10 protein-coding genes are annotated in these 12,614 nt (G+C 36.1%); all 10 read left to right on the top strand.

Features of this window, described 5'->3' with window-relative positions:
* Positions 1-291 precede the first annotated feature (291 nt).
* The 10 genes from H6G28_RS01595 to H6G28_RS01550 all read left to right on the top strand — a co-directional run bounded on the left by H6G28_RS01595 (position 292) and on the right by H6G28_RS01550 (position 12,584).
* Positions 292-1,461 (top strand): acyltransferase family protein, encoded by a 1,170-nt coding sequence (locus H6G28_RS01595; RefSeq protein WP_190668447.1) that lies wholly within the window; start codon positions 292-294, stop codon positions 1,459-1,461.
* 150 nt (positions 1,462-1,611) lie between these two features.
* Entirely contained in the window at positions 1,612-2,640 is a 1,029-nt protein-coding gene (locus H6G28_RS01590) for a glycosyltransferase (protein ID WP_190668443.1), read from the top strand.
* A gap of 93 nt (positions 2,641-2,733) precedes the next feature.
* A complete protein-coding gene (locus H6G28_RS01585; RefSeq protein WP_199332754.1) occupies positions 2,734-3,477 on the top strand; it encodes an FkbM family methyltransferase in 744 nt (247 codons plus the stop codon).
* Positions 3,478-3,560: 83 nt separating this feature from the next.
* A complete protein-coding gene (locus H6G28_RS01580) occupies positions 3,561-4,868 on the top strand; it encodes a glycosyltransferase (RefSeq protein WP_190668440.1) in 1,308 nt (435 codons plus the stop codon).
* 308 nt (positions 4,869-5,176) lie between these two features.
* On the top strand, positions 5,177-6,649 hold the full coding sequence (locus H6G28_RS01575) for a hypothetical protein (RefSeq protein ID WP_190668437.1): 1,473 nt from the start codon (positions 5,177-5,179) through the stop codon (positions 6,647-6,649).
* A gap of 170 nt (positions 6,650-6,819) precedes the next feature.
* Positions 6,820-7,914: an acyltransferase family protein gene (locus H6G28_RS01570; protein WP_190668433.1), complete on the top strand. Its 1,095-nt coding sequence runs from the start codon at positions 6,820-6,822 to the stop codon at positions 7,912-7,914.
* Between the two features lie 32 nt (positions 7,915-7,946).
* On the top strand, positions 7,947-9,167 hold the full coding sequence (locus tag H6G28_RS01565) for a glycosyltransferase family 4 protein (protein WP_190668430.1): 1,221 nt from the start codon (positions 7,947-7,949) through the stop codon (positions 9,165-9,167).
* A 56-nt stretch (positions 9,168-9,223) separates the two neighbouring features.
* Entirely contained in the window at positions 9,224-10,384 is a 1,161-nt protein-coding gene (locus tag H6G28_RS01560) for a glycosyltransferase (RefSeq protein WP_397328930.1), read from the top strand.
* A 116-nt stretch (positions 10,385-10,500) separates the two neighbouring features.
* On the top strand, positions 10,501-11,694 hold the full coding sequence (locus H6G28_RS01555) for a glycosyltransferase (RefSeq protein ID WP_190668426.1): 1,194 nt from the start codon (positions 10,501-10,503) through the stop codon (positions 11,692-11,694).
* A gap of 113 nt (positions 11,695-11,807) precedes the next feature.
* The gene (locus H6G28_RS01550) at positions 11,808-12,584 is read left to right on the top strand and encodes a glycosyltransferase family 2 protein (protein WP_190668423.1); all 777 of its coding nucleotides are present in this window, start codon (positions 11,808-11,810) and stop codon (positions 12,582-12,584) included.
* Positions 12,585-12,614 lie beyond the last annotated feature (30 nt).

Below are 12,614 nucleotides of genomic sequence, written 5' to 3'. Positions count from 1 at the left end.
AGTTCTAGACCACCGGCGTGGTATTACTGCCTTATGGGCGATGCTTTTTCATGGTTTTGGCACTACTTTTAATAAGTCTCTTCACCTATTGGTAGAAATAATCAAATCTATTGCTGCTCCTGGTTGGTTAGGAGCGCATATCTTCTTTATCGACAAACAATAGCTAAACAAGAAAAATGAAATTAATTATGAAAATTTAAAAACCAATCACATCTGGGAATATATACTAAGTTATGTTTGGGTTTCATTTATTATTATGTTCCATAAAATGAAATAAATAACCATATTTATATGAGAAATGTATATTTAGAATTAATAAGGGGAATAGCAGCACTGGTAGTTTTTAGTGGACATATAACCCTTTATATCAATGGATTTAGAGAAGTTTTGGGGAAAGCTACAATGCTAGTCAATTGGGGAACTGAAGCAGTGATAGTTTTCTTCCTTCTCAGTGGAACAGTAATTCGGCTATCAATGGATGCAAAACCTAAAAGCAAGCTGGAATTTATCCAAAAAAGAGTTGCTCGAATTCTTCCATTGTATGTTGTGGCTATAATTTTAACCATTCTAATTACACTGATTGCTAGAAATGTACCGAGTTTATCAATTGTCATAGGAAATTTACTATTTTTACAAACCCTCCAAGGATACATTTGTCCAACAATATGGGCGAATATGCCTTTATGGAGTCTTTCTTTCGAGGTTTTCTTCTATTTGATTTACGCCATCACAATAGGAAAGCATCAGCAGAAGTTATTATTAATGTGGTTTATAATCAGCATTTTTACTATTATTATTCAGTGGTTATTTCCATTATCAGGACTGTTTGGGCATTTGACTATTATGTTTGCCTATTCAAGTATTTGGCTGTTAGGATATTATTTAGTAGATATCTCCAAATACATAAAATTTAATTTAATCCAATCTTCCGTTTGGATTGGACTTCTACCAATGACTTCGAGATTGAACTTTTCAGATGAATATTTTTTAGCAGCAAAACATTTTATAGTGAGTTGTACAATTATTCCACTTTTTATTTATTTGATTAATCAAGAAAAAACGTTTCCCGAAGCCAATAAAGGAATAAAATGGAAATGGTTTCTATGGATAACGGTTTATAGTGTAATCTTAATCTTTAATTTCCACAGCCAATCTCTATTAATATCTAAAATAATTTATGCTATCTTGCCATTTTTGATTATTTTTATCTTGTCATTGCATAAAAACAAACTGATATCAATACATATTAATCAAGAATTTAGTTTATTCATTGGGCAAATTTCGTATGCACTTTATATTATACATACGCCAGTTATGTATGCAGTCAACTTCCTATCACTTCATTTAAGTATAAAAATAAGTTTATCAGTAATAATACCTCTAATTTTTGCTTACATACTTGAATATTATGTTCATCCCCCAATAGCTCGGAAAATTATTGGCTGCGGCAAAAGAATTTAGGACTTACGCAAAACATGTCCCAAACTCTCATTTCTCCGTGAACTCTGCGCCTCTGTGGTTCGTTCTTCCGTAGCTTGTGCGTAAGTCCTAGAATTATTAGCTAGTTTTTACTTAACAATTTATGAGACCGTAACTGCTAACTATATTACTATGAAAATATTGGTAACGGCTGATCCAGAATTACCAGTACCACCAAAACTATACGGTGGTATTGAACGTATTGTTGATTTACTTGTCACAGGATTGCAAGCTCGTGGACACACTGTGGGACTGGTGGCTCACCCTGACTCAACATCACCTGCAAATCAGTCTTTCAGTTGGTTGGGAAAGCGATCGCAAAACAAATTGGATGCAGTCCAAAACACATTCACCCTATGGTCAGCAGTAAAGCAGTTTCAGCCTGATATTGTCCATAGTTTTTCCCGCATCCTCTATTTATTACCCTTGTTACCTTCATCTGTTCCGAAGGTGATGTCTTATCAAAGATATCCCAGTCATAGCACTACTAGTTGGGGTGTCAAACTTGCTCAGGGTTCTTTGACCTTTACAGGTTGTAGTGATTATATCTGTAAGATTGGACGCAATGCTGGCGGCGTTTGGCATACCATCCACAATTGTGTAGAACTGGAAAAATACACTTTTCAACCAAAGGTAGCTCCCGATGCACCTCTGGTATTCCTCAGTCGAGTAGAACGGATTAAAGGAGCGCACACAGCGATCTCAATTGCCAAAAAAACTGGACGCAGCTTAATTATTGCTGGTAATCATTCCACAACTGGGGAAGCAGGTCAATACTGGCAAGAAGAAATAGTTCCTCATTTGGGAAAAGATGGCATTGAGTATATTGGCGCTGTCAACGACGTGCAGAAAAATGAACTTTTGGGACAAGCTGCTGCCATGATTGTCCCCATAGAATGGGAAGAACCTTTTGGAATTGTTTTTGCTGAAGCTCTGGCTTGTGGTACGCCTGTCATATCCTGTCCCAGAGGAGCATTACCAGAGATTGTGCGTCAAGGCGTTGATGGCTACCTGATTAATAGTATTGAAGAGGCTATAGTAGCAGTAGAAAAATTACCAAATATTCAACGTTATAACTGCCGTGAACGTGTAGAAAAATATTTTTCTGCTGATGTTATAGTAGATAATTATGAGAAAATATACCAAAAACTTTTTACTTAAAATATAATTTGTTTGTATATCTTAATTATCCATACTTTTTACTTTAAGTTAATAAGGTTTTCTCGCTAAATTATCAAATTTACAGGTCAAGTGATGATGAATATATCTGGAATATCAAATAAATCTTTAATAGGAAAAATTTTGCGCTGGCCACTGAAACTCATTCCTCAGACAACAGTCTTGCCTATTCTACAGGGTAGACTAAAAGGTAAGCGGTGGATTACTGGTTCAAGTCAACATGGTTGTTGGTTAGGCAGCTATGAATACGATAAGCAAATTCTATTTGAACAAACTATTAGAGAGGGAAGTATTGTATTTGATTTAGGAGCACATACTGGTTTTTATACACTTTTAGCTTCAACATTAGTTGGTGCTAAGGGGAAAGTATTTGCATTTGAACCAATGCCTACGAATATTAAGTATTTAAAACAACACATTCAATTAAATAGTATATCTAACGTTACTGTTATAGAGTCTGCTGTTTCGGATACTACAGGTATTGATTATTTTGAATTTAATTCCTCTAGTTTTCAAGGACAATTATCATCAAAAGGTACTTTGGAAGTTAAAACAGTTAACCTTGATAATTTAATCTTCAATGGCGAAATTCCTAATCCTAACTACATAAAAATAGATGTAGAAGGAGCAGAAATGAAAGTTTTCGATGGTGCTAAATCTATGCTAATGAACGCTCATCCAACAATCTTTCTAGCAACTCATAGTCATGAACTTCATAAACAGTGTATCGATTTTTTGACTTCATTAGGCTACACAATCAAAGCTATTGGTAATAGTAAAATAGAAGAATCGGAAGAAATAATTGCGGTCTATAAATAAAGTAACATTTGTGTGAATCAACGTAAAATACAGCTTGTTATTGAAAAATTAGATTTTTTATTTAGGGTGTAAGGTGTTTAAATTTGAAACATAAAGTTTTAATCGTCAGCCCCCATTTTCCACCAGTCAATGCGGCTGATCATCAACGGGTGCGAATGTCTCTACCCTATATGGAACAATTCGGTTGGGAAGCACATGTTCTGACAGTCCGTCCAGATTGTGTTGAAGGAATTCAAGACCACTTACTATTAAAAACAGTTCCCTCTTATATTCCCATTACATATACAGGGGCATTACCTGTTCAACAAACTCGACGTATTGGTATTAGCAATTTGGGACTACGATGTTTACCATATATGTTACAAGCAGGCGATCGCTTAATTCGCCAAAAAAAATTTGATTTAATCTACTTTTCCACAACTGTATTTCTCACTATGTGGCTGGGTAGTATATGGTATCGTCGCTTTAAAATACCTTATGTCCTGGACTTTCAAGACCCTTGGCTGAGTGATTACTACAGACAAACAGGAACTCAGCCACCAGGAGGACGCTTTAAGTATGGATTTGCTCAATTCCAAGCCAAACTATTAGAACCAAAGGCTTTAAGTCAAGTTGCTCATATAATTAGCGTTTCACCAGCATATCCAAAAACCTTACAACAACGCTATCCACATTTAAAACCAGAACAATTTACTGTTCTACCTTTTGGTGCACCCGAACCTGATTTCTCAGCACTTTCTAGCCTGAATATTCAGCAAAAAATCTTTAACCCCAATGATGGTAAACGCCATTGGGTGTATGTAGGCAGAGGCGGCTATGATATGGCTTTAGCGGTGCGGTCTCTATTTTTAGGTATTCAGTCACACCGTCACCAGAACCCAGAAATTTGGCAGTCCGTGCAGTTGCACTTTGTCGGTACTAGCTATGCTCCTGGTAGTTTAGCTGTTAAAACTATAGAGCCAATAGCCCAAGAACTAGGGGTTGCAGATTTAGTAACAGAACATCCTCATCGTATTCCCTATTTTGAAGCCATACAAATTCTTGTGGATAGCGACGCTATTCTACTAATTGGTTCTGATGATCCAAGTTATACAGCTTCCAAACTATACCCCTGCATTTTAGCTAAAAAACCAATCTTGGCAATTTTCCATCACCAAAGTTCTGTAGTTGATATTTTACACCGTTGTCAAGCTGGTCAAGCAGTAACCTTTACTTCCAACAATCAGCCTGGAGATTTGCAAGCCGAAATGATTGCTCAAATCAATAGTCTACTATCCATACCCAAAGGATTACAACCGAAAACTGACTGGTTAGCATTTCAACCCTATACAGCGAGAGAAATGACACTTCAGCAGTGCCAAATATTTGATCAGTGTCTTGTTAATTCTTGAAGCACTAAAACTTTATAAAGTTTTTTTTTGATTTCTATGTTTTACTGGCAACGCCAAATACTATAAATTATGTTCATAATAAAAGTAATTCTTAACAGTATTAATTCATAATTTATTATACATACTGTAATTAAAATACTAACTGGTAAGAGTTTGCAGCTACTATTAACTTTATATAATTTGCGCCTTATGTGAATTAAAAATTATCAAGCAATATCCAAGATTTCAGCCTTAGCTTAAATCTCAAGCTCTAGCCTGATTAACGATAGTACGCTGTTTCAGCATTCAACTCAAATAAGGCGTAATTTATGACTTCCAAGTTTAAGTTAGAAACCCCCATAGAATTTAGCAAACGTCAGAAGCGTTGGATGTTGAAAGGCTTTTGGATTGCTCTAATCTTGGTGGTAGTTAAAATTATGACTGCTGATGCACCATCCCCTAGTAAAGCAGGTGCATTGTTAATTGCCGTAATGTCTCTACTACCCGCCTATTTATGGTGTGCTGATCGCGCTAAAGGACTGCCACTATTTCCAATTATGGCGTTAACCTACCTAGCTTCACATGCTTTCCCTTTAGTTTCCAAGAACCCTAATGTTCTTAAATACAGTGAATCATTACATTTTAATGCAGCTGTAGTCGTTGCGATTTTTTTGGTAGTAGGAACGATAACATGGCTGAGATTGGTTCAACATGAACCGCAAGGTAAGTCTGTAATTAAAGTATTTAAACCAAAACAAATAACTCCCTTTTTCCTGCAAATCATCTTTTGTTCTATCTTATTTGATCTTTTACAGAATACTGGGTATATATGGCAAATAATTCCGGGACAAATTTATACAACACTGAAAACCGCACTACCAGCTCTTACTAGCCTTGGATTAATGATCCTAGGCTATCAATTAGGTGCTAAATGTTTAAGTCGTCAACAGGCGATCATATTTTTGGGTCTAATAACGTGTTTGGTATTTCAAGCCGGTGTCAGCCTTTATCTAAACATAGGAGGCGTGTACACTGTCTTAACCAGTTTGGGTTGGATGCTAGGCAGTGGTAAGCTTCCTTGGCGATTACTATTAGTCACTTTCCTGATCATATCATTCCTCAATTTAGGTAAATCAGAAACTCGCGCGATTTACTGGAATAAAGGAGCAATTCAGCCAGGACAATATACAACTGTGTATGTTACCTGGATTAATAATTCCTTGAAACAGATAAATATTCATGAAAACAGCCTAAATAAGCCTAAACAAAAGTCAGAAAGTATCAATGATAGAGCAAGTCTGATACATATTTTGATGAAAGCTATTTCTGATACTGGTACTATAAGAGAATATTTGAACGGAAAAACTTATGCAATTATACCTCAGTTGTTAGTGCCTAGAATATTGAATCCAAATAAGCTTCGTGGGGCTGAAGCAACTAATATGTTAAACATTCACTATGGCAGACAAACATACGAACAAACTCTTACTACTCAGATTTCTTGGGGTATGTTACAGGAAGCTTACGCCAACTTTGGCACGATAGGTTGTGCTGGGTTAGGAGTCTTTTTAGGCAGTTTATATGGTTATGTTACTCGTTTAGCTATGAAAGTTCCCATCACATCTTATCGTTTTTTAATTTCACTAGCTTTAATAATGTTATCAGCCAAAAATGAAGTAACTCTTAGCTCTTTTTTGAGTATATTGTCCCAAGTTTTAATGCTTTTGTTTGCTATTAGAATTGTCTTAATGAAAAACACTACATGTTATCATTACCCAAACACATATAGAATTAGCTATTGAAAATATATAATTTGATTTTGCATAAGATTCACTAGCCATTTATTTATGCCTTATTAGCTTTTCCCTACTGTCAATTCAGAAATCAGACCAGAATACTGCATTTTTCCAGTAGGCTTCTACTTTTATTATTTGAATAACCAAATTAAATCAAATTAATAATTATCAAAATTATGCTGAAAAATCGTATTAATTCATTTGATGGACTCAGAGGAATAGCTATTTTATTAGTAGTGATATATCATTCGCAAAACACTATTAAGTTTGATAGTGATATTTGGAACGTATTATCAATATTCATAGCGAATTCTAGTTTGGGAGTTAGAATATTTTTTGTATTAAGTGGTTATTTAATAACGAGGATTCTTTTGAAAGAAGTTAATGAAACTGGTGTTATTAATTTGCGAAAATTCAATGTAAGACGAGCGATAAGATTGTTTCCTAGCCTCTATTGTTTTGTTGTATCAGTTTTTTTAATCAATGCAATTGCTGGTTTAAATATTGCGAACAAAGATTTTATAGCCGCATCAACGTTTACATGGAATTACTTTGGTATTTTTGAAACTATTTCTTATGGTAAATTTGGAGGAACTTGGTTTTTTGGACATTTATGGACTCTGGCATTAGAAGCACAATTCTATTTACTATGGCCTCTAATGTTATTATTTATAAGCAATAAATACCTACATAAACTATCCCTATTCTTAGTTTTGTCAATGCCAATTGTGCGTGTAGCTAGTTATTTCCTGTTTCCTGTCACTAGAGGATATTTAAATATAATGCTACATACATCAATTGATAGTATTATGATGGGCTGCTTTATGGCTATCTTGACTCAATCACCTATTTATAGAAACCGCATTTCTAAGATAAAGGGTTATTATATAGCTATGTTGGTTACATGGCTAGTATTTATTTCTCCAATTTTAGATTACTTAATTCGTGGGTACTTAATTTCTATTGGTATAACTTTAAATGTAATCTGTTTGGGAATATTAATTGTTTGGCTCCATAATAATCCCAGTTCTTATCTAAGTAAATTATTAAGCAATCCTATTCTCGTTTATGTAGGACAAATTTCTTATAGTGTTTATATATGGCAACAATTATTTTTAACTGATCAAAATACTACGATTACAGGAATATTTCCTTACAATATTGGATTTAGTATTCTAGCAGGTATGGTTTCTTACTATTTAATAGAAAAACCTACATTTAATCTCAAGGACAACAATAAAATTTTAAGCACTTTAGGGTTAAGAAAATAATTTATTTACTAATTAAAAATATATATTATGTAATGAAAAAATTAGCAATTATCTCTACACATCCGATTCAATATTATGCTCCCTGGTTTCGCTATGTTACCCTTAACAAGAATTTGTCTCTTCGAGTATTCTATCTTTGGAACTTCGGCATTACTCCAAAAGTTGATGTAGGTTTCAAACAAGTCATTCAGTGGGATATTCCACTTTTAGATGGCTATGAATATGAATTTGTACCTAATGTTAGTACCAATCCTGGTGTTCATCATTTATTAGGGTTACAAAATCCCTCTTTAGTCTCCCAGATGAAAGCCTATAATCCTGATGCGGTACTTTTGATGTGCTACAACTACGCCAGCATCTATAACTTTTTGGCGAACTGGAACTCTCGTGAGATACCGTTGCTATTTCGGGGTGATTCCCATCGCCTACTAAAACCTACTGGTATCAAAGCATGGGCGCGTCGGCAATTTATTACCCAGGTTTATCGACGTTTTGCGGCTTGTCTTTATGTGGGAAAAGCCAATTATGAGTATTTTCAATATCATGGCGTACCGAGTAATCGTTTATTTTTTTCTCCCCATGCTATAGATAACTATCGCTTTTTCGCTCAAGCTGATGATGCCCAACAACAAGCAATGCTTTGGAAGCAAGAATTGGGTATCCCATCGGATCATGCAGTAATTTTATTTGCCGGGAAATTTGAAAATAAAAAGCGTCCTTTAGATTTGCTACAAGCTTTTTTGGCAGCCAACTTGTCTCAAGTCTCCCTGTTATTCGTCGGTGCAGGTTCTCTAGAGGCGGACTTAAAAGCTGTAGCAACATCACACAAAAATATCTACTTTGCGCCTTTTCAAAATCAAACCTTGATGCCTCGTACCTACGCGATCGCTGATTTATTGGTGTTACCCAGCTACGGGGCTTCAGAAACTTGGGGATTGGCAATTAACGAAGCGATGTGTTTATCTCGTCCAGTTATTGCCAGCAGTCATGTAGGTTGTGCTGAAGATTTAATTCATCACCAACACAATGGGCTGGTATTTTCTGCTGGTGATGTGTCAGCTTTAGCTAGTAGCCTGCAAGAAGCATTTTCTGATCGCCAGCGTTTGCAATGTTGGGGGCAAGAAGGCAAAAAGATTGTGTCTCAATACAGTTATACTCAAGCAACTCAAGGACTAGAAGAGGCACTTGACTATGTAATTTCATCTATCACACTAAATAAGCGTCAGGTTATTGATTCAATTAAAGCTAGGTAAACACAAATCTCCTACATAAGTTTCTCAAGCTGAATTTTTGCTAGTAAAAAAATCAAGTGATTAAACAAACTTTTTCTAAAAATAAATATAATTTTCACCTCTGGTTTCCTGCCCTATTCAACTCAACAGGCGGGATTCAACGTTACTCCTCTTTGTGTCTGACAGCATTTCAAGGTCTTTACCCTGATGGTGCCTACGACATTGTGATTAAACACGATACAGATGTACCAGCAAAGTCTGCTAATTTATGTTTTCATACGGCTGGTCATTGGCCTCTAGCCTTACGTACTCCTGCCCTGGCTGCACAAATGGTTGGTCTTGGGCTTGTGCAACGTCCCAACTTGATTTTTTCCACCCATCCCAACTTTAGTGTGACAGCTTACTGGTTGAAAAAGTTAATAGGCACTCCCTACTGGGTTGCAGCACATGGGATTGATGCTTGGGATATCCAAAATCCCTCGGTCAAGAAAGCCCTAGAAAATGCTGACCTGATTTTAGCCGTAAGTAGCTATACGCGCGATCGCCTCCTCCAAGAACAAAACTTAAAACCAAATCAAGTCGTCGTTTTACCCAATACCTTTAATGCTGATAATTTTCAAATCGCACCCAAGCCAGACCATCTCCTCAAACAATATGGCTTAAATTCTCAACAGCCAGTGATTCTCACCGTCACTCGTCTTGCCCAATCGCCCCAGAGGTGCAAGGGCTATGACAAAATTTTGCAGGCTTTACCGCAAATTCGTCGAGTTATTCCCAATGTGCATTACGTTTTGGTAGGAGAAGGAAATGACCGACCCAGAATTGAACAACTAATATCCCAATTGCAACTCCAAGACTGTGTAACATTAGCTGGCTACATTCCTGATGAACAACTGCGAGATTATTATAATCTTTGTGATGTTTTTGCTATGCCAAGTAAAGGTGAAGGATTTGGCATCGTTCACTTAGAAGCACTGGCTTGTGGTAAAGCTACCTTGGGAGGTAATAAAGATGGGGCTGTTGATGCCCTTTGTCAAGGTGAATTAGGCGCACTTGTTGACCCAGATGATATAGAGGCGATCGCTTACAATATAATTCAAATTCTGCATGGTACATATCCTAATCCTCTGTTATACCAACCAGAAGAACTGAGACATCGGGTAGTCAACAAATTTGGTTTTGAACGCTTTCAAAAAAGCATTGATTATTACCTAAAAGATTATATTTTGGAGAATTAATTTTCTCTGTTTGTTTAAGCTGAATTTATTTTGATAAACAGTCTCTAACATCACAGCCAACCTCTTTTCAAACAACCTCTAAACTATCTTGAACTACTATTTTTAATCAAATTAATATGAAAGTATTACATATTATTCCTTCAGTAGCATCAGTTAGAGGTGGGCCAAGTCAAGCAGTAGTAGAAGCAGTGAAAGCATTAAGAAATGCCGGAGTAGAAGTAGAAATTGCTACTACTAATGATAATGGTGATGATTTACTTGATGTGCCTATTGGTAAACTGGTTGAGTATAAGCAAGTGCCAGTATGGTTTTTTAGGCGCTTTTCCCCCAAAGTTAACTCGATCAGAGAATTTGCCTACTCTCAAGACTTAACTACATGGTTGTGGCAGAATGTTTCTCAGTATGACTTACTTCACGTCCATGCTATTTTTTCCTATCCTTCTACAATAGCAATGACTATTGCTCGTCTGCAAAGAGTACCTTATATTGTTCGTCCTTTGGGACAACTTTGTGAGTGGTCATTGCAACAAAGTTATCAAAAGAAGCAACTATATCTGAAACTTATAGAGAGAGCTAATCTCAACTACAGTAAATGTATTCATTTTACTTCAGAACAAGAACAACAAGAAGCCGCACCATTAAAACTACGTTCGCCATCTTTTGTTGTCCCCCACGGGTTGTACATTCCTCATGTGATTCCTAATGCGCGTCAGCGTTTGCGGCAACAATTAAATTTACCAGATGATGAACCCATTATTTTATTTTTATCTCGTCTCCATGCCAAAAAAGGGCTAGATTATCTAATTCCAGCTTTGAGTAAACTATCAGATTATCGCTTTACTTTTGTTATAGCAGGTAGTGGAGATGACGATTATGAAAGTAAAATTAAATCCTTGGTAGTAGCTCATGATCTGCAAAACCGTACTCATTTCACAGGATTTGTGAAGGGGGAAAATAAAGATTTACTACTGCAAGGGTCTGATTTATTTGCACTTACTTCTCACTCAGAAAACTTTGGGGTAGCTGTTTTAGAAGCTTTAGCGGCGGGGATTCCTGCTATAATTACACCTGGCATTGCTTTAGCTAATATGGTAACAAAGGAAAATTTGGGTTATGTTGCCGAGTTTGATGTAACTGCGATCGCAACTTCTATCAAGCAGGCTTTAGATGATCCCCAAGAGGCAAAAAAAAGGGGCGATCGCGCTCGGAAATTCATCAGTGAAAACTATACCTGGGATTGTATTGCCTCGAAATTGATTTCAGTTTATACAGAAATAAAGAAAATTCCCAATTTTACTGCTTTCAATTAGTACAGATATTGAATAATATCAATTAGCAGAAAAATTAATACGAGTATTGAAAATATATCTCGTATTTTAGCAATCTATTTATATCACAAACATTAATTTAAATTTATTGAGCAATGCTAGAAGAAATTACTCCTCTCATTCTCACATATAACGAAGCCCCAAATATTGGTAGGACACTTCAACATCTTACCTGGGCTAAGACAATCATAGTTATCGATAGCTATAGTACAGATGAAACCTTAGAAATATTATCTTCCCATCCACAAGTTAAAGTTTTTCCCAGAAAATTTGATACTCACGCTCAACAATGGAACTTTGGGTTAGCTCAAGTTGTCTCTCAATGGGTGCTTTCATTAGATGCAGACTACATCATTAGAGATGAACTTACTGCTGAAATTGCCGCTTTACAAGTAGATGAGCAAGTAAATGGTTATTTTGCCAGATTTAAGTATTGTATTGAGGGTAAACCCTTGAGAGGTACAATACTTCCCCCACGCCAAGTTTTATTTCGTAAAGATACAGCGATATATATAGATGATGGACATACTCAACTTTTGCAACTAACTGGGAAGTCTGCTATGTTGTCCAATCATATCCATCACGATGATCGTAAACCCTTGAGTCGTTGGTTATGGGCGCAGGATCGTTATATGGTGATTGAGAGTAAAAAGCTACTGGAAACACATGATAATGAACTGAGTTTAGGCGATCGCATCCGTAAACAAAAAGTGCTAGCTCCCTTTATTATCTTATTGTATTGCCTGATTCTCAAAGGTGGAATCTGGGATGGCTGGACTGGTTGGTACTATGCTTTTCAGCGAATGCTAGCCGAAATCTTGTTATCCATTCGTTTAATTGAGTTAGAAAAATTGCATAATCAGCAAGAATAGACTAATGTGGCTCACATCATCCAAGCATTT

It is taken from the genome of Nostoc sp. FACHB-190 (assembly GCF_014696905.1).
In the GTDB taxonomy this organism is placed as follows: domain Bacteria; phylum Cyanobacteriota; class Cyanobacteriia; order Cyanobacteriales; family Nostocaceae; genus Nostoc_B.
This window is presented reverse-complemented; position numbering and strand designations above follow the sequence as displayed.